Here is a 19403-nt window from a genome sequence, read left to right as displayed (position 1 = left end):
AATGGATAATTTAGATTACGGAATAATTGGAAACTGCAAGAGTGCTGCCCTCGTTTCCAAAACAGGCTCCATAGACTGGTGCTGTTTACCACATTTCAACTCGGCAGGCATCTTCGCAAAGCTGTTGGATGATAAAATTGGAGGAAGTTTTTCTGTAGAAGTAACGGCAGATTATACGATCACACAGGAATATTTATGGAAGACCAATATAATAAGTACAGTTTATGACAATGGCGAGAACGCCTTCCAGCTCATAGATTTTATGCCCCGCTACAGGCGTGATGATGGTACTTATTATGCCCCGCCAGATATTATTAGGTTCATAAGGTTATTAAAAGGGGCTCCGGTGCTGAGAATTAACTATGATCCCAAACTGGATTTTGCAAGGGAGAAAACATACAATGAGAATAAAGGCGATTATATTAAGAGTTATACCCAGGAGGGAAAATATGATTCACTTTATCTATACTCAAGCTTTGATCTGGACAGCATCATAAATTCTGAAGAGATCATCCTTGAAGATAATGCTTACCTGTTATTAGGTTACCACGAAAAATTGATCAAACAGAGCCTTGACCGCGCTTACCTGAAATTTCAACGTACCAAAACTTATTGGATGAACTGGAGTGAGAAAACCACTTCCTATAAAGTTTATACAGAGGAGATTTTAAGAAGTGCCCTGGTATTAAAAGCCCTTACTTACGAAAAATCTGGCGCTGTACTTGCAGCTGCCACTACCTCTGTGCCAGAGACAATAGGAGAGGAGCGCAACTGGGATTACCGTTTTTGCTGGATTAGGGACGCCTCCATGGTAATTAAGGTAATGGCAGGGTTAGGACATACGAAGTCCGCAAAGCAATTCCTGGAGTTCATTATTCATCTTATTCCACACAAGGATGAAAAGATCCAGATCATGTACGGAATCAATGGAGAGAAAGATCTCACTGAGAATATTCTTACCCATCTTGAAGGATATGCCGGGTCCAAGCCGGTGCGAGTTGGGAATGCAGCCTATATACAGAAACAAAATGATATTTATGGGATCCTCATGGAGGTTATCTATCAGCAATTTATCCAATTTGAAACTTCTCTTGAGAACAGTGAGGAATTATGGACAATTGTAAGAGGTATTGTAAAGATCGTTGAAGAACACTGGCAACAACCGGATAAAGGAATATGGGAACTGCGAACTGAGGACAGGCATTTTGTTTTCTCCAAGCTCTTATGCTGGGTAGCTATAGACAGGGCCATAAAGATTGGAGAGATCCTTAGGAAAGGGATCAATGATGAAAAATGGAAGGCCCTGCGAACAGAGATCTACGAAGATATTTACCATCATGGCTGGAATGATGAGGTAGAAGCCTATACCCAGTCCTATGGATCTAAAGACCTTGATGCCTCCACCTTATTAATGGAACAGTACGGCTTTATTGATGCCAGGGACCCCAGGTTTGTAAGTACCGTAAAGGCAACAGAAAAACAACTTTGCAGGGAAGGCTTATTATATCGCTATAAGAATCAGGATGATTTTGGAACGCCAAGTTCTTCGTTCACAATCTGTACCTTCTGGTTTATTGACAGCTTATATAAGATTGGGGAAAAACAAAAGGCTAAGGAAATGTTTGACAAGTTGTTATCCTATAGCAATCACCTGGGACTTTTTAGTGAGGATATAGATTTCGAGACAAAACGTTTACTGGGTAATTTCCCTCAAGCTTATTCCCATCTTGCTTTAATCGAAACTGCGGCAAACTTTTCTAAGAGCTCAGTTTCTGAAGAAGAGATGTGGACAGAATTTTAGTTATCAACTTTTTGATCGCCCTGTAGCGTTATACGGGTCTTTGGCAGGCTATCAGGATATTTATCCTGTAGAAATGCAACCAGCTTTTCCCTGATGAAGACCCGTAGATCCCAGGCGGTACCTGAATCTTTGGCGCTCATAAGCGCACGTATCTCAATTGTTCTCTCTTTAACATCGGTTACCTGTAGTACATTTACATTCCCATCCCAATGCGGGGTAGATTTCAATAACCTTGTAAGTTCCTCCCTTAAAGCATCAAAGGAGACGGTATAATCTGTATAAATAAATACAGTTCCCAGGATGTCTGCACTTTCCCTTGTCCAGTTTTGAAAAGTATTTTCTATGAAATAGGTGGAGGGTACAACCAGTCGTCTTTTATCCCAAATTTTCACCACAACATAAGTTAGATTGATCTCTTCAATTCTTCCCCATTCCCCATCAACAATTACAACATCATCAATACGAATGGGCTGGGTGATGGCAATCTGGATTCCCGCAAGCAATGTTCCAATGGCTTTTTGAGCAGAAAAACCAAGTATGATCCCCGCAATCCCGGCAGATGTTAGCACACTCACTCCTACAGCCCGTATACTGTCAAAGGTCATAAGGGCGATTCCTATGGCTAAAATGACAATGATAAAGATGACGATATTCTCCAGGATAGTATATTGGGTATATCTCTTGCGGGCGCTTAAATTATCCTGGGCTGTGACATCATACTTTAGAAGCATTCGGGTTTTGACAATTCTAAGTATCACTATAATGAACCAGGTAATACTCAGGATTATTCCAATACTGCTTAAACTTCCCAGGACCTCATAGGTATAATCAAACCTAAAAACTTTTGCCACAATCGCGGCTTTAGTAATTATGGAAGCCAGGAAAATTAGCATAGGGATCATGATCCTGTTTGCAAAATTAACCGGCAGGATGTTGCTGGGATCTTTGCCTATTTTTTTAAGAACGAGATAGGTTAATCCAAAGATTACAAGCAGAAGGATAAACCCACCAATAAAATACTGTAAAACATCTTGTTGTACCTCTGTCATTTAAATCACTTTTCCAATTATTTAAAGCTATAAAAAAATAAAAGGTTTTCAAGACAGAGGACTCAAAATTAACTCTTGATATCGGAAAATGGATAAATGAAATCAGGTAGGGTTTTCCCTTAATTTTATATAAAATACTAATTATCAAATAATTACAATTTGTTTAAGAGTTTATTATGATATATTAGAAATTAATTTTAAAAAATTTAATATGAGAATTACACATTACATTTCGTTGGGAGCTTTATTATGTTTTCTTTCCGCTTGTGAGAAAGAATCGGAAATTACAGAGGATTTTAGCAGCATGGAGCTGGAAGCCAAGGCTCCTGTTTTTAAGACTTTAAAAAATAATTCTTTTCCAATTTCAGGTGCGGAAATTTCTGATTTCGGGAAAATTAGTGAACACGAAGATTTAGAACTGGCAATATATTCAGCGGAATATATAACCTCCGGCGAGGATGAACATGTTGGAAATACCGTTTTTTTCGTAGATACCGGAAATAAACAATTGGGGGCAGATTTTGTACCTGGGTATTCTTTGGACGGGACTAGTGATATTTCGTATTATATCGATTCTAACAGGGCCTCGGTGGACCTTGACGTCTCTGTAACCACTGCTGCCATAGGGAGAGCAATGAATACATGGAAAGATATCACCTGTTCCGAAATTGGACTTAATGAAATACCTTACGACGGAAGGCCAACCGGACTTTATGCTCAATTTTTAGGTTTTGGTGGCAGTGGAGCCTACGTAGCAGATGTGGTGCACGCCGGTTGGCTCCCCGGAGAGTTTTTTGATTTTCTTGCTCAAGATGGGTCTCAATTTATTTTGGGCGTAACATTTACCCTCGTATTCACTTCCGGAGGAGTGCCAACAGATTTAGATAACAATGGCAAGGCAGATGCAGCCTTTCGGGAAATATATTACAATGATGCCTTTTCATGGAATGATGGTGGGACTTATGATGTTGAAACCATTGCCCTACACGAGGCCGGACATGGCCTAAGCCAGGGGCATTTCGGTAAGGCTTTTCGTACTGTAAGCAATGGAAAACTTCATTTTTCACCGCGGGCAGTGATGAACGCCGCTTACAGTGGGGTTCAAACAGACATATTAAAAACAGATAACGCCGGTCATTGCAGTAACTGGAGTTCCTGGCCCAATAATTAAGAAGACCATTATAAAAAAGAAAAACCACCTAAAGCAGGTGGTTTTTCTCATTAACGCAATTTAATTTAAAATTAAAACGAATATTTATTATCTGCAATTAACCTGTCTGCAATAGTGTTTCTCAACTCCACCACGTTCGGCTGATTTTGATACTTGGTGAATCTCTTAAGTCCCATAAGCATCATTCGCTGCTCATCCCCTTCAGCAAAAGAAACAATTCCCTCTTTTGCTTTCTGGTTAATAATATCTACTGCGTGGTAAAGATACAATTTGGACATTGCGATTTGCTCTTTCTGCTTATCCTCCCCAAAACGTTTTGCATTCTTTTCCGTACGAAGAATAGCAGATTCTGCCATATAAACTTCAATCAAAATATCTGCTGAAGCTAGTAAGAGCTGTTGATGTTGCTCCAGGTCCGGTCCAAATTTTTGTACTGCACTACCTGCTACCATTAAAAATACTTTCTTAAGATTTTTGATGATCTCTTTTTCTTCAGCAAAGAGCTCTGTATAATCGGGCTTATCGAAAGAAGGAATTCCAGTAAGTTCTTTTCCAACTGCAGTTGCAGGCCCAAGCAGGTCTACATGCCCTTTCATAGCTTTCTTTACAAGCATTCCCACGCAAAGCATCCTGTTGATCTCGTTGGTCCCTTCATAGATCCTCGTAATACGGGCATCTCTCCAGGCAGATTCCATAGGGGCATCTGCACTAAAGCCCATACCTCCAAAGATCTGGACGCCTTCATCTGTAACATTTTGAAGATCCTCAGATACTGCAACCTTTAGGATTGAACATTCAATAGCATATTCTTCAACACCTTTAAGTTCTGCTTCCTGGTGTGAAGCCCCGGCTTCCTGCCTTAAAGCAATCCTGTCTTCGATATCCTTTGCAGCCCTGTAAGATGCAGATTCCCCTGCGTAAGCTGATGTTGCCATCTCTGCTAGTTTGGATTTGATGGCGCCAAACTGGGCGATAGGTGTTTTAAACTGTACCCTGTCGTTTGCATATTTAACTGACGAATCTATAACCCGGCGTTCTGCATCCAAACAGGCTCCGGCCAGTTTTATACGGCCTACGTTAAGGGCATTCATGGCAATCTTAAAGCCTTCCCCACGTCCTGCAAGCATATTCTCTACCGGTACTTTGGTATTTTCAAAGAAAACCTGGCGGGTAGAGGAGGAGTGGATCCCCAGTTTCTTTTCTTCTTCCCCAAGGGATATTCCATTAGGATTTTCAGGATCGTATTCAACTATGAAGCCTGTAATATTCTTGTCATCCTCTATTCGGGCAAAAACTATCATCATATTGCAGAACCCCGCATTGGAGATCCACATTTTCTGGCCGGTAATGCTGTAGTATTTTTCGTCCTCGCTAAGTACGGCTTTGGTCTTACCACTATTGGCATCACTTCCCGCTCCGGGTTCTGTTAATGCGTAAGCTCCAAACCATTCTCCGGTTGCAAGTTTAGGCAGATATTTCTTTTTCTGCTCTTCATTTCCGTACAGAGTGATAGGTAAAGTCCCTATTCCTGAATGTGCTCCAAAAGCCGTAGAGAAAGATCCCGTAGCTCCGGAAATATAATCTACCACTAACATCGTGGTGACAAACCCCATTCCCAGGCCATCATACTCTTCAGGTACCGAAACTCCAAGGAATCCCATTTCGCCTGCTTTACGCATCAACTCCTCGGTTAGCTCGTAATTCTTCTGCTCAAACTCTTCCTTGCGTGGCCATATTTCCCTGTCCACGAATTCTGTTACAGATTCTTTCATCATCTTCTGCTCATCTGTAAAATCTTCCGGTGTAAAGACGTTTTCACTATCTGTTTCCTTCACCAGGAATTGCCCTCCTCTTAGGAGATCTTTTTGTTTTGTATTTGTTTGTGTGCTCATTTTAATAATTTGTTTTGTATATCATGTTATTAGTTAGGACTCAAGAAACAAGAGACAAGAATCAAGACTTATTATCGAGGTTATCTATGAATCCTGATATCATTCTTTGTAAATCCTGAATTTTCTCTTCAAATAAATTGAATTCATCCTCGGTGATGTAATTCTCTTTATAGGCTACTATTATCTGCGTTTCCCACTCAAATGCCGAACCCAGGCTATTTTCTAGGAACTGAATAAAATGCCGTTCTGTTCTTTTGCTCGTTCCTTCTGCAATGTTTGAAGGAATGGATACCGCACATCTTATTAATTGGGAGACAAGATTGTATTTCTCATAATCGGGAAAAGTCTTAACAATTTTATAAGTGATCTGAACAACAGAAATTCCCTCCTGCCAAATCTTCATCCTTTTAAAATTGTGCCTTTTCATTTTACCTTTCCCTTAAAGTCCAGAATTGATATAAGACTATAGCCTATTTAGTCTTATCTCTTGGTTCTTGTCTCTTGGTTCTAGATTCTAGCCGTCTAGACTCTAATTCAAAAACTCAAACACCCCCGCAGCACCCTGTCCTGTTCCTACGCACATAGTAACTAAACAATGCTTGTTCTGGTGGTTGCGTTTTCGCATTTCGTCAAAGATCTGTACGGTGAGCTTTGCTCCAGAGCAGCCTAGTGGGTGACCCATTGCGATGGCTCCACCATTTACGTTAACTTTGTTTGGATCAAGTCCGGTTTCCCTTATCACAGCAAGTGATTGGGATGCGAAAGCTTCGTTCAATTCTACAAGCTCAATCTTGTCCAGGTTTAAACCGGCTCTTTTTAGTGCTTTCGGAATTGCTATTACAGGGCTTATTCCCATTACTCTTGGATCCACTCCTGCAACGCCGTAGCTTACAAGTCTTGCAATGGGCTCCAGGTTTAATTCCTTTACCATTTCCTCGCTCATCACCATTACAAAGGCGGCACCGTCACTCATTTGTGAGGCGTTTCCTGCGGTTACACTTCCACCTTCAGCAAATACAGGCCTTAGTTTGGCAAGTACTTCTCTCGAGGTATCAGCCCGCGGACCTTCATCCTGGGTTACCGTATATTTTCTGGTATCTTTTTTACCTTCCTCATTGATAAAAGTTTCTTCTACTTCAATAGGTACGATCTGCTCCTTGAATTTATCTTCCTTGAGAGCTTTTAGAGCCTTTTGATGAGAGTTATAGGCAAATTCATCCTGGTCCTCACGGGAGATATTATAGCGATTCGCTACCTCTTCTGCCGTAAGGCCCATTCCCCAATAATAATCCTCATTACCTTCTTTCGCCACTTCATAATTGGGTACAGGTTTATATCCTCCCATAGGGATGTAGCTCATACTTTCAGAACCACCTGCGATAATACAATCTGCCATCCCCGTTTGGATCTTTGCAGATGCCATTGCGATGGTCTCAAGACCAGATGCACAATAACGGTTTACGGTTACCCCGGGTACATCCTCGATCTTTAGCCCCATAAGGGAGATTAATCTACCCATGTTGAGTCCCTGCTCTGCCTCGGGCATCGCATTTCCTACCATTACGTCATCTATCCTGGTCTTATCCAGTTGAGGCAGATCCTTCATTAAATGTTCAATAGTCTCTGCCGCAAGTTCATCAGGCCTCTTAAACCTGAACACTCCCCGTGGAGCCTTCCCCACTGCGGTCCTGTATGCTTTTACGATGTATGCTGTTCGATTCATTTTTTTAGTATTTAGATATTAGATTTGAGATATGAGATTTATTTTGAAAATTTCTTTATCAAAGTGTAATTCATCTTTTGAACCTCAATCAAATCTTTTATTAATGCTTGTGTTTTGTCTTCAGAGATTAAATGGAGACGGTTAGATAAGATTAGTTGTGTAAATAATTCGTTCGAAGAACCACTGGCAATACCAAGAAAATTTCTGAATTCACCATTTGTGTTGCGTCCTGCACCTTCAGCTATATTTGAAGGAATGGAAACTGCACTTCTCCTAATTTGACTTGTCAAACCAAATTTTTCTTCTTTAGGAAATTCAGCCGAAAGAATATATGTTTGTTCTGCAACATCCATTGCTTTCTGCCAAATCTTTAACTCTTGAAAATTATGCATATCACCAGTTTTTAATTATTCTTTTTCTAACCTCTCATATCTTAAATCTCACGTCTCACGTCTCACGTCTCACGTCTCACATCTCACTTCTAATTCCTAAGCGGTTTCCCCTTCTGCAACATATGCTGCAATCTTTCTAGGGTTTTTCTTTCTCCGGTTAGGGATAGGAATGCTTCTCTTTCAAGGTCTAGCAGATATTGTTCGCTTACCATTGTGGCGGCAGAGAGGTCTCCACCACTCATTACATAAGCGAGTTTATTGGCGATCTTGCGATCATGCTCACTTATATATTTTCCTGCTACCATCTGGTCTGTTCCTACCATAAAGGTTCCCAAAGCTTGTTTTCCAAGTACTTTGATATCTGTCCTGTGAATTGGTTTTGTGTAGCCATTCTCAGCCATGAGTAAAGCGTGTTGCTTGGCGATTGCCAGCTGCCTGTCTTTATTTACCACTACAATATCTTTACCTTTCTGAAGGATATTCAGGTCAAAAGCCTCGTGGGCAGATGTTGAGACTTTCGCCATTGCGATGGTGAGGAAATGTTCTCTCAGTCGGTTTAGCTCCACATCGTCTTTTTTGTAAGTGTCAGATGCTCTTACCGTCATTTCCTTGGAACCACCACCACCGGGGATTACACCAACTCCAAATTCTACTAATCCTATATAAGTTTCGGCCGCGGCCACTACTTTATCTGCGTGGAGGGAAAGCTCACAACCACCTCCAAGGGTCATTGCATGCGGTGCTGCCACGGTAGGAATGGAAGAATAACGCATGCGCATCATTGTATCCTGGAAGTATTTTATAGCCATATTAAGCTCCTCATATTCCTGTTCTACAGCCATCATAAATATCATCCCTATGTTGGCACCTACAGAGAAGTTGGCTCCATTATTGGCAACTACAAGCCCCTGGTAATCTCTTTCAGCCATATCAATGGCTTTATTAAGGCCATCAAGGACATCACCGCCAATAGTGTTCATTTTACTTCGGAATTCCACATTCAGAATTCCATCGCCCAGATCTTCCACTACAACCCCGCTGTTACTAAAGACTTTTTTGCTCTCCCGAATGTTGTCAAGAATAATAAAGGCATCCTGACCCGGAACCTTTACCTGTTTCTTCTGTGGGATATCGTAGTAATATGAATTACCATCCTTAACAGTATAGAAACTGTCACTGCCGCTTTCCAGCATTTCATTCACCCAGCCTGCAGGTTCATAACCTTCGGCCTTAATCATTTCAATACCTTTTTTCACTCCTACGGCATCCCAGATCTGGAATGGCCCGTGCTCCCAGCCAAAACCGGCTCGCATGGCATCATCAATTTTGTAAAGCTCATCTGTGATCTCCGGGATCCTATTAGAAACGTAAGCAAAAAGTGCTGCAAGATTTTTTCTGTAGAATTCTCCGGCTTTATCCTTACCATTTATAAGTACCTCAAAACGGTCTTCTACCTTATCAATGGATTTGGTTTGCTCCAGGGTAGCAAAATTTGCTTTTTTCCCCTCGCGGTATTCCATAGAATCCAAGTCCAGGGTTAAGATCTCACTGGAACCGTCCTTTTTCTTTTCTTTCTTATAAAAACCCTGTCCGGTCTTACTTCCCAGCCATTTGTTATCCATCATCGTCTGGATGAATTCGGGCAACTTGAAAAGTTCGTGCTGCTCATCGTTAGGCACGCCTTCATAAAGTCCGTTAGCTACGTGTACAAGGGTGTCCAAACCTACAACGTCTACAGTACGGAAAGTAGCCGACTTGGGCCTTCCAATCACCGGACCGGTAAGTTTATCCACTTCCTCCACCGTCATATCCATCTCCTTCACCATATGGAAGAGACTCATTATGCTGAAGATCCCAATCCTGTTTCCTATAAAGGCAGGAGTGTCTTTTGCAACTACAGAAGTTTTTCCGAGGAATTTCTCACCGTATTCATTCAGGAATTCAAGAACTTCTTCTGAAGTGTCCGGCCCCGGAATGATCTCGAACAACCGAAGGTATCGTGGCGGATTAAAGAAGTGCGTTCCGCAGAAGTGTTTTTTGAAATCTTCACTTCTTCCTTCATTCATAAGCTGAATTGGAATTCCCGAAGTATTGGAAGTAATAAGGGTCCCCTCTTTACGATGTTTCTCCAGGTTATCAAAAACCTTTTTCTTGATATCTAAACGCTCCACAACCACTTCAATGATCCAGTCTGCTTCAGATACCTTGGAAATATCATCTTCCAGGTTTCCGGTTTTGATCCTGCTGGCAAAATCCTTGTGATAAATAGGGGAGGGCTTGGACTTTAAGGCATCCTGTAAAGCCTGATTCACAAGCCTGTTGCGCACCTGTTTATCTTCCAGCGTGAGGCCTTTCTTCTTTTCCTGTTCATTGAGTTCACGGGGTACAATGTCCAACAGGAGCACCTCCACACCAATATTGGCAAAATGGCAGGCAATCCCGCTTCCCATGATCCCGGAACCAATTACGGCAACTTTGTTAATTCTTCTTTTCATTACTTTCTATAGTTTTAATTAGTCTTCATAAATGAAGAGCAATTCACAATTATTTAAACTGAAATCGATTTCGCAATTCCAGGGGCTCGGTATTCAAAAAATAAAACCTGAAAGAAATATTCCCTTCCAGGCCGGTATGTTTATATCTTATTTTATCTCTTTATTATAGATCTTCTTATTTCCAATAAGCTCCACAATCGTATTTGCAACTTTAATAAAGGTGCGCAGGTCTTCTTCAGATACGTTTTCCTTAACTGCTTCATCAAAACGTAAAACGACACCTTTAGAAAAATCTCTCATTTCTTTTCCAAATTCGGTGAGGTGTAACAATACACTCCTTCCATCTGTGGGATTCTTCTTGCGAATTATAAGACCTTTTTCCTCCATTGTTTTAAGGATACGGGAAAGGCTTGTGGCCTCCATGCCCATTTTTGGGCCCAAAGAGGTAGAGGGGGTTCCTTTTTCAGGATCTATACTTAATAGTGCAAAGCCTGTGGCCATAGTGCTTCCGGCTTTGCCGGCTTCCTCATTGTACATCTTTGAAACTGCCATCCAGGTAGCTCTTAAAACGTGATCAATGGTTTTTTCCTTCATAAAAGAATGTTGAATTCCAAAGTTAAGAAAAAATATTATGCACGCATAATAAATTGAGGGGAATTTTCATTTAAAGGAGGTATTCTTTAAAATTAAAGGAATTTCGTAATACTTGGGGTTTAATAAGCAGATGTTTAACAATATATTGGATAAAAAACTGTCAACTTTTAAAGTGAGAAGCCAGATTGGTGTAACCGAAACTGTGCCTTATAATTTTCTAAATTATCTTTACCTTTCCTGTTCAAATTAAAGTAGAGATGTTTGATTACCCATTAAAGTTTAGGCCTATCCTCAAGGAAAAGATATGGGGCGGTAAAAAACTGGTAGAAATACTTAACAAAAAATCCGGTAGTGGAGAACTGGGTGAAAGTTGGGAAATCTCCGGAGTTAAGGGGGATATATCTATAATTGAAAACGGTGTGCATAGTGGCTCAACTCTAAAAGAACTTCTTGAAGAATATAAAGAGGCACTGGTGGGAAAAAAAGTTTATAAAACCTTTGGAAATGAATTTCCCTTACTCATAAAATATATAGACGCAAAGACCGAACTCTCTGTACAGCTTCACCCTAATGATGCTTTGGCCAGAAAACGTCATGATTCATTTGGAAAGACCGAAATGTGGTATATTATGCAGGCAGATGAAGGAGCGAAGATCAATATTGGTTTCACCCACACTATTTCCAAAGACGAATATTTAGATCATCTTGAAAAAGGCCGGATCACAAATTTGCTGAATTTTGAAGAGGTGAAGAAAGGCGATACTTTTTTTATAAATACAGGCAAGGTGCATGCTATTGGAGCAGGGGTTTTATTGGCAGAGATCCAGCAAACATCAGATGTTACCTACAGGATATACGACTGGGACAGGGTAGATGCCGAAGGCAACAGCAGGGAGCTTCATACGGAGCAGGCCCTGGACGCCATTGATTTTGAAAGGAAAGATGATTTTCGGCTTTCTTATGAGAGAATTTTAAACGGATCATCTACTATTGCCACCTGCGAATATTTTACAACAAACTACCTGCCGGTAAAAGGTGAGGTAAAAAAAGATTATACAGCCCTGGATTCGTTTGTGATATATATGTGTGTGAGTGGGGATGCATTAATACGGATAGGAGATCATAAGGAAACCTTACAGCAGGGGCAATCCCTGTTAATCCCCGCACAAAATAAATTTGTGGACATAAAAGCAAAAGATGCTGAATTACTGGAGGTTTATATTTCATAAACCTCCAATTAGTTCACAGAAGTCTTTAAGTCTAATCCTTTAGAATATTCTCAATTTCCTGAAGCTCTTCGCTGGTAAATTTCAGGTTTTGGAGTCCGTTTATATTATCTTCAAGTTGGGAAACTCTGCTCACCCCTACAAGGACTGAGGTTACTCTTTCATCCTTAAGTAGCCAGGCGATTGCCATTTGTGCGAGGCTTTGGTTCCTTCTTTCAGCAATGGAATTCAATTTTTGAACTTTCTCTACCAGGGCGGGTGTAATAAGGGATTTATCCAGATACCCCCCTTCAATAGCTGCACGGGAATTATCTGGGATTCCCTTGAGATATTTGGAAGTAAGAATTCCCTGCTCCAGGGGAGAAAAAACAATACTGCCTATTCCTTCCTTTTCCAGGGTTTCAAGCAACCCATTTTCTACCCAGCGATCCAGCATATTATATCTGGGCTGGTGAATTAGGAAAGGGGTCTTTTGTTCTTTAAGGATCGCAGCAGCTTTGGCTGTATCTTCAGCAGAGTATTGGGAGATACCTACATATAAAGCTTTTCCCTGTCTTACTATCTGGTCCAGGGCACCCATTGTTTCTTCCAGCGGGGTATCAGGATCGGGACGGTGGTGGTAAAAGATATCTACATAATCCAGTCCCATTCTTTTTAAAGATTGGTTCAGACTGGCAATAAGGTATTTTCGGGATCCAAAATTGCCGTATGGCCCCGGCCACATATCCCAGCCGGCTTTAGTGGAAATAATAAGTTCATCGCGGTATCGCTTAAAATCTTCAGCAAAGATCTTTCCGAAATTTTTCTCAGCACTTCCATATGGAGGTCCGTAGTTATTTGCGAGATCAAAATGGATTATTCCGTTATCAAAAGCAGTACGCAATAACTGTCGCGAATTCTCAAAATCATCTACATCCCCAAAGTTATGCCACAAGCCAAGGGAGAGAAGTGGAAGGAGGATACCACTTTTTCCGCAACGGCGGTATTGCATTTTATCGTATCTGTCTTCAGCGGCGGTATAGGTGTTCATTTTATTTGGTTTGAAAAATAGACCTTCAAAAATACTAATAAGGTTTCTGCCTGGGGCTAAGCAATCATAAAAAAATGTATGTTATTAAAAATATTTACCCGGTGTAAATACCTTATTCAAATGCGGGTGTTATTACACTTATTTTTTTGAAGAGGTATTTCTCTATTTTACAATAGTGACTTTTTGGTCGTCGCCTTCAGTTTGGACCTCCAGCTCCTCATCATTATAGATAACATTTTGAACTGTATAAATTTTCCTGCAAGGCAATTCTTCAACTGTAAATGCCAGTTGCATTTCATCAATTTCATCTTCACCAAGTGTTACCCGCAAATTCACCGGGGAAGCACTTTGTATCCCGTTGAAGAATACTATTATGAAGGTGTCATCATCTACCTGTTGAACGGTACTAACCACCACATTGTTAAAAGTAACTTCTATTTGTTCCGGATCATAGGTTTGGTTGGAAAGTAAATTATTGCCATCACTATCAATAATTTCCAAATAAAATAGGTTTACGGGAAATAATTGTGCGGAACAATCAATTTCCTCATCTGTAGAACTACAGGATATTAAGCTTAAAGCAAACAAGAAAGTAAAAAGATAAGATCTCATAGATTTAATTTAGGTGCGAAAATGGCTCTTTTAATAGATGACCCCAACTTCTTAAAAGGTTGCGCGAAGGAAAAATCCCGAAACGAATATGGCCAGCATTGATTTTCTGCAGTACAAGAACAGGGAAAGGTTAGGGAGTAAAAGGTGAGGGTTCAATAGATCTTCTACTTTTATCTCTCTCGAATAGAAGTGATTTTAATGATCTCTGCCTGTGTGCATTCTGCTGTTAAAGGTCTTTGTTCTTCTAATTGAAAATCCACAAAAACCTCAAGTCCCGACTCCTGGAATTTTTCATCAATTTCGTGCTGAAAAACATAGGTTTTTACATTAGAATCCAGGGTTAAATATCCATTTATGGTCGCACAGGCTGGGGTGTAATATATTTTGGCAGCAAGCCCCGTGTTAGATACTTCTGTGTCTGTTTCGCAGCCTGCAGCAAACGGCAATAGGATGAGAATAAATAGCAGGTTTTTAAATTTGTTCATAGTGTTCTTTTAAATTTAATTTCGGTTGAAATAGAGTGAGATCCGGCTACTAGTTTACAGATTGGTTTTAAGTACAGTAATTTTTTCATTTCCCAAATATGTTTCCAGTTCCATTTCTTCTCCATTGTAAATAGCCTTTTCCACCGTATAAATAAATGTGCCGCAAATGCCTGATTTTTGAGAATATTCCAATTGCATAATATCGGTTTCCGTGGAACTTAAATTTATTATATAATCATTTTCGTTATTCTGCAATTGGCCATATTCATAAATGACTAAAAAAGATTTTTCAGGATGGGTGTAAACCTCTCCCATTACAACACCTCCCAGGGTTACTTCTATCTCCTCGCGATCGTATGTGCCATTGTCAAGTAGATTATTGCCGTCTTCATCTATATATTCCATATAGAATAATTGCGGAGCGATATCAATGAGGCTGCAGTCAATTTCATCATCATTAGAATTACATGATATCAAACTTATTGCGAACAGAAATGTCAAAAGGCAATTTTTCATAGATGGAACTTAAATAAAAAAGGGAGATCCTTATACCATTATGATCCTATAAATTCAAAAGGTTGCGTGAGCGAACTTGTAAGCGATAATTTTTTTCTCTCTACCCTGGTCCCTATTATAAATGAAAATGCCCGGAAATAATTCCCGGGCATTCCTAAAAAATATGAAATTTTACGAGTTATAAATATTATTATAAAGATTCTCGTATAATTTCTTGATATTTCTTCGTTTTAGTTTCATTGTTGGAGTCAGGTGCTCGCCCTCTATGCTCCACACATCTGGAGTGAGTTCAAACTTTTTGACTTTTTCCCAGTTCCCAAATTTGGCATTATAGAAATCTACCTCTTCCTGTATACGCGCGATCACTTCAGGATGCTTGCTAATTTCTGCCGGAGTAGATCCTACATCAAGGTTTTTTCGTTTTGCCCATTCCTCTACAAACTCAAAGTTTGGTTGTATAAATGCTGCAGGCATTCTTTCTCCTTCTCCTATAACCATGATCTGCTCAATGAAACGGGATTGCTTCATGGTGTTCTCAATGATCTGTGGTGCTACATATTTCCCTCCAGAGGTTTTGAACATTTCCTTCTTCCTGTCGGTGATCTTCAGGAAGCCTTCACTGTCTATCTCCCCAATATCGCCGGTATGGAAATACCCATCTTCATTGATGGCTTCTTTTGTTTTATCCGGCTCTTTATAATAGCCTTTCATAAGGTTCGGGCCTTTGGTAAGGATCTCTCCATCTTCAGCTATCTTCACTTCAACCCTGTCTATCACTTTTCCTACTGTACCAATCTTAAAACCATGGTTCCGCTGGTCATTAACAGCTATTACAGGCGAAGTTTCGGTAAGGCCATAACCTTCCATTACCGGTATGTCTGCCGCGGCAAATACCCTTGCGAGTCTTGGCTGCAAGGCAGCACTACCAGATACTATTAACTCAATATTCCCACCCAGGCCTTCTTTCCATTTTGAAAAGATCAATTTTCTGGCAAGGCTTAATCTTGTTTCATACCACCAGCCGTTTGCACCATAGGGTTCATATTCCAGTCCTAATTCCACTGCCCAGAAGAAAAGTTTTTGTTTTACCCCGCCTACGGTAGATCCTTTGGCGATTATCTTGTCATATACCTTCTCCAGTAATCGTGGAACAGCCGTGATCACATGTGGTTTTACTTCCTTAAGGTTGTCGCTTATCTTTTCTATAGACTCTGCAAAATAAACTGAGACACTGTAATACTGGTATAGATAAAGGATCATTCTTTCAAAGATATGGCATACCGGCAGGAAACTCAGTGCCGTATAAGATCCAAATTCAAATGGTACCCTGGTAGAACTCCCCAATACATTGCTCACAATATTATCATGGGTGAGCATCACTCCTTTAGGCCTTCCGGTAGTTCCAGATGTGTATATAAGAGTAGCAAGGTCATCTGGTTGTACAGCTTTCTTTAATTGCTCGACCTCATCCTGGTTACTCTTATCCTCACCCAGCTCCAGTACTTCTTTCCAGTTCTTGCAGCCTTCGATCTCATCAAAGCAGTATACCTCCTTAAGCTTGGTATTATGTTTTATTGAATTAAGTTTTTCCAGCACCTCAGTATCAGATACAAAACAGTAAGTAGCCTCACTGTGATTGATCACATATTCATAATCCTCTTCAGAAATAGTTGGATAGATAGGTACATTTTGGGCTCCCAGTTGTAACACCCCAATATCCAGGATATTCCACTCTGTCCTGTTTGAAGAGGAGATCACCGCTATTTTCTCATTAGGAAGTACCCCCAGTCTTAACAGGCCCCTGCTCATCGCATTGGCCTTATCTATATATTGCCGGGTAGATAGGGTTTCCCAGGTACCATTATATTTTGTTCCCAGCGCTTTTTCCAGGGGGTGATTTTCAAGTTGGTAATACGGAAAATCAAAAAGTCTTTTTATTTCGATCATGAGGTTGTTAAATAAGATATTCCTTGCAAAATAGCAATTTAACGGGGTATTTCAAATCTAATTTTTAAAAAAAGATATGGTATTTTACTAAAGTATTATTTGTGCTGTGAATATTAGAATAGTTTATAACCCACAATAAGGAAATAGTTTTCTAATTCTGCAATACGGGCAACTTCTTCACAAACTAAAAAGATCCTCTCTTTTGTATCATCTTATTTCCCTGGAAAATATTAGAGGACAACAGGCAGATTCAGCAGAACAATTTTTCAAAATTTCTTAAAATAGTCGGCTTTTAGTTAAAGCTAATTTAAAAATTGCTTCGTAGATGGCTTTAAAAAAATCTTTGCTTAATTTATAAGAAACTAAAAATCAAATTGTTATGAAGTATTATTTTAAACTCGTTTTTTATTTCTCTTTTATTTTTTTAATTGGTTGCGGTGGGAGCAACGTGCGTACTACTAAAACTACAAATAAGGATCTAAGCAATTATAACAGCTTTGCTTATTTACCTAATACTTCCCCAGAGGTTGAAGGAAGAAATTATAATGATGAACAGGTGAATACCGCAATTATAGAAACTATTAATTCTAATATGAGAGAAGCGGGTTATACTGTAAATCGTGACAATCCAGATCTACTGGTGCTGGTAAGTACGGCGGTAGATACCCAAACCCGGTCCAGGACGCAGCCGGTTTATGCGGGTTATCCTTATACATCTGGTGTTACCACAGTAAGTCCTTTTTATAGTCCTTATTATTACCGGGGGTTTGCTAGTTATAACAGGGTGGTTGGATATGATACAGATACCTACCAGTATCAGGAAGGAACACTGGTGATAAATTTTGTTGACAGAGAGACCCGCGAAACAGTATGGAAGGGGATAGCCTCAGATAATATTTACACACAAGGCAATACGGCCGCTATTCAGGAAATGGTAGATGATATTTTTGAGCAATACCCTCTTAATGAATAAACGATATTTATTTTTCCTCCCTTTTTATAGTCCTCTTGATATCTCAGGAGGATTTTTTTATATATGGCTCATTTTGAGCGGTTTAAATTTTTAGCAGATTCTTAGTGTTAATTCTTTTTCTGAATTAGAATCTTTCCATAAATTTGGAAAAAATCCAATAATTAGGATTTATTCCGAATTTTATGAACAAATCGATCATACATCTGGACCTTGATACTTTTTTTGTTTCGGCAGAGCGGCGCCTGGATTCCCGCCTGCAGGATAAGCCTCTTATAGTGGGCGGAATTGGAGACCGGGGGGTGGTCTCTGCCTGCAGTTATGAGACCCGAAAGTTTGGTGTACACTCCGGCATGTCTATGAAAGTCGCCCGGCAGCTATGTCCGCATGCCACGGTGATAAAAGGGGATTCCTCGGTCTACACCAAATTCTCCCACGAGGTGACAGAAATTATCAAGAGCAGGGTGCCGGCTTTTGAAAAAGCCAGTATAGATGAGTTTTATGCAGATCTCACGGGGATGGATAAATTCTTTGGAATAAAACAGTTTGCCCATGAGCTGCGGCAAACTATTATAAAGGAGACCAGGCTGCCCATTTCCTTTGGATTATCACAAAATAAGATCGTTTCCAAAATAGCGACGGGCGAGGCAAAGCCCAATAATGAGCTTTATATCAATAACGGGGAGGAGAAATCTTTCCTGGCGCCGCTCTCTGCCAATAAGATCCCGATGATAGGCAACAAGACCTTTCAAAAATTGCTGAGCCTTGGGATCCGAAAAATTGAGACCCTGCAGCAAATGCCGGTGGAGATGCTGGAAACCGTGCTGGGAAAGAACGGCAGGATCATCTGGAAAAGAGCCAACGGGATTGATGATACTCCCATTATCCCGTTTCACGAGCGCAAATCCATATCGGCCGAGCGTACTTTTAACCGGGATACCACCAATATGCAGCAATTGCAGGCAACCCTGGTGGGAATGGCAGAGAACCTGGCTTACCAGCTGCGGCGGGGAGATAAGCTCACCTCGGTGGTAAGCGTGAAAATTCGGTATTCAGATTTTCATACCTGTTCCAAGCAGGCCAAGATCCCTTACACCAGTGCAGATCATGTTCTTATCTCCCGGGTAGAGGAACTTTTTAAACAACTCTACACCCGCCGACTGCTTATAAGGCTCATAGGGATAAAATATTCCGGTCTTGTAGGCGGACATTATCAGATCAATCTTTTTGATGATTCTGAAAAAATGCTGGGGCTTTATAATTCCCTGGACAGGATAAGGAACCGGTTTGGAGAACACAGCGTGGTGCGGGCGTCCACCTACGGCGGCACCAGTGTAGGCCGCGGCACAAACCCCTTTAACGGCGAGCCGCCGGTGGTGCTGGCGCATAGACACCAGTAAAAAAAGAGTCTGGAGTCTAGAGTCTAGAGTCAAAAATGAGAGTCTGGAATCTAGAATCTAGAGTCTAGACACTTTAGAAGAAATATACAGGGTATCGATT

Annotated in this window: 17 protein-coding genes; 5 read left to right on the top strand and 12 right to left on the bottom strand. The window is 40.5% G+C overall.

The window, feature by feature from the left end; translation table 11 throughout:
- Position 1 precedes the first annotated feature (1 nt).
- Positions 2 to 1801: a glycoside hydrolase family 15 protein gene (locus FHG64_RS03585; protein ID WP_139065126.1), complete on the top strand. Its 1800-nt coding sequence runs from the start codon at positions 2 to 4 to the stop codon at positions 1799 to 1801.
- Here FHG64_RS03585 and FHG64_RS03580 read toward each other — a convergent pair.
- Entirely contained in the window at positions 1798 to 2850 is a 1053-nt protein-coding gene (locus FHG64_RS03580) for a mechanosensitive ion channel family protein (protein ID WP_139065124.1), read from the bottom strand. The two genes, FHG64_RS03585 and FHG64_RS03580, sit on opposite strands and share 4 nt — an antisense overlap.
- Positions 2851 to 3061: 211 nt before the next feature.
- On the opposite strand from FHG64_RS03580, the gene FHG64_RS03575 reads away from it, so the two are divergent.
- On the top strand, positions 3062 to 4021 hold the full coding sequence (locus FHG64_RS03575) for a hypothetical protein (protein WP_139065123.1): 960 nt from the start codon (positions 3062 to 3064) through the stop codon (positions 4019 to 4021).
- Positions 4022 to 4092: 71 nt separating this feature from the next.
- Here the strand turns inward: FHG64_RS03575 and FHG64_RS03570 are convergent, their stop codons facing one another.
- The 6 genes from FHG64_RS03570 to FHG64_RS03545 all read right to left on the bottom strand — a co-directional run bounded on the left by FHG64_RS03570 (position 4093) and on the right by FHG64_RS03545 (position 11117).
- Complete coding sequence (locus FHG64_RS03570; RefSeq protein ID WP_139065122.1) at positions 4093 to 5913, bottom strand: acyl-CoA dehydrogenase family protein; 1821 nt, start codon at positions 5911 to 5913, stop codon at positions 4093 to 4095.
- A 61-nt stretch (positions 5914 to 5974) separates the two neighbouring features.
- The gene (locus tag FHG64_RS03565) at positions 5975 to 6316 is read right to left on the bottom strand and encodes a four helix bundle protein (RefSeq protein WP_246054267.1); all 342 of its coding nucleotides are present in this window, start codon (positions 6314 to 6316) and stop codon (positions 5975 to 5977) included.
- A 126-nt stretch (positions 6317 to 6442) separates the two neighbouring features.
- Positions 6443 to 7636 carry an acetyl-CoA C-acyltransferase gene (locus tag FHG64_RS03560; protein ID WP_139065119.1) on the bottom strand — a complete coding sequence of 398 codons (1194 nt, stop codon included), beginning with the start codon at positions 7634 to 7636 and terminating at the stop codon, positions 6443 to 6445.
- A gap of 38 nt (positions 7637 to 7674) precedes the next feature.
- Entirely contained in the window at positions 7675 to 8028 is a 354-nt protein-coding gene (locus FHG64_RS03555; RefSeq protein WP_139065118.1) for a four helix bundle protein, read from the bottom strand.
- Between the two features lie 89 nt (positions 8029 to 8117).
- Complete coding sequence (locus FHG64_RS03550) at positions 8118 to 10523, bottom strand: 3-hydroxyacyl-CoA dehydrogenase/enoyl-CoA hydratase family protein (protein ID WP_139065117.1); 2406 nt, start codon at positions 10521 to 10523, stop codon at positions 8118 to 8120.
- A 147-nt stretch (positions 10524 to 10670) separates the two neighbouring features.
- Positions 10671 to 11117 carry a MarR family winged helix-turn-helix transcriptional regulator gene (locus FHG64_RS03545; protein ID WP_139065116.1) on the bottom strand — a complete coding sequence of 149 codons (447 nt, stop codon included), beginning with the start codon at positions 11115 to 11117 and terminating at the stop codon, positions 10671 to 10673.
- 257 nt (positions 11118 to 11374) lie between these two features.
- Between FHG64_RS03545 and FHG64_RS03540 the strand changes: the two genes are divergently transcribed.
- Positions 11375 to 12346, top strand: a complete 972-nt coding sequence (locus tag FHG64_RS03540; protein ID WP_139065115.1) for a type I phosphomannose isomerase catalytic subunit — start codon at positions 11375 to 11377, stop codon at positions 12344 to 12346.
- Positions 12347 to 12377: 31 nt separating this feature from the next.
- Here FHG64_RS03540 and mgrA read toward each other — a convergent pair whose 3' ends face one another.
- The 5 genes from mgrA to FHG64_RS03515 all read right to left on the bottom strand — a co-directional run bounded on the left by mgrA (position 12378) and on the right by FHG64_RS03515 (position 16933).
- Positions 12378 to 13373 (bottom strand): L-glyceraldehyde 3-phosphate reductase, encoded by a 996-nt coding sequence (gene mgrA, locus FHG64_RS03535; RefSeq protein ID WP_139065114.1) that lies wholly within the window; start codon positions 13371 to 13373, stop codon positions 12378 to 12380.
- A gap of 162 nt (positions 13374 to 13535) precedes the next feature.
- Positions 13536 to 13985 carry a hypothetical protein gene (locus tag FHG64_RS03530; protein ID WP_139065113.1) on the bottom strand — a complete coding sequence of 150 codons (450 nt, stop codon included), beginning with the start codon at positions 13983 to 13985 and terminating at the stop codon, positions 13536 to 13538.
- Between the two features lie 170 nt (positions 13986 to 14155).
- A complete protein-coding gene (locus FHG64_RS03525; RefSeq protein ID WP_139065112.1) occupies positions 14156 to 14470 on the bottom strand; it encodes a hypothetical protein in 315 nt (104 codons plus the stop codon).
- A 54-nt stretch (positions 14471 to 14524) separates the two neighbouring features.
- Positions 14525 to 14986: a hypothetical protein gene (locus FHG64_RS03520; protein ID WP_139065110.1), complete on the bottom strand. Its 462-nt coding sequence runs from the start codon at positions 14984 to 14986 to the stop codon at positions 14525 to 14527.
- Positions 14987 to 15157: 171 nt separating this feature from the next.
- Positions 15158 to 16933 carry an AMP-dependent synthetase/ligase gene (locus tag FHG64_RS03515; RefSeq protein WP_139065109.1) on the bottom strand — a complete coding sequence of 592 codons (1776 nt, stop codon included), beginning with the start codon at positions 16931 to 16933 and terminating at the stop codon, positions 15158 to 15160.
- A 379-nt stretch (positions 16934 to 17312) separates the two neighbouring features.
- Here FHG64_RS03515 and FHG64_RS03510 point away from each other — a divergent pair, with 379 nt between their 5' ends.
- Together FHG64_RS03510 and dinB are read left to right on the top strand one after the other, a co-directional pair.
- Positions 17313 to 17906 carry a DUF4136 domain-containing protein gene (locus FHG64_RS03510; protein ID WP_139065108.1) on the top strand — a complete coding sequence of 198 codons (594 nt, stop codon included), beginning with the start codon at positions 17313 to 17315 and terminating at the stop codon, positions 17904 to 17906.
- A gap of 182 nt (positions 17907 to 18088) precedes the next feature.
- The gene (gene dinB, locus FHG64_RS03505) at positions 18089 to 19303 is read left to right on the top strand and encodes a DNA polymerase IV (protein WP_139065107.1); all 1215 of its coding nucleotides are present in this window, start codon (positions 18089 to 18091) and stop codon (positions 19301 to 19303) included.
- Positions 19304 to 19403 lie beyond the last annotated feature (100 nt).

This window comes from Antarcticibacterium flavum (assembly GCF_006159205.1).
Taxonomy (GTDB): Bacteria; Bacteroidota; Bacteroidia; order Flavobacteriales; family Flavobacteriaceae; genus Gillisia; species Gillisia flava.
Note: the sequence above shows the minus strand (reverse complement) of the source record. Positions and strands in the feature narration are given on the sequence as shown.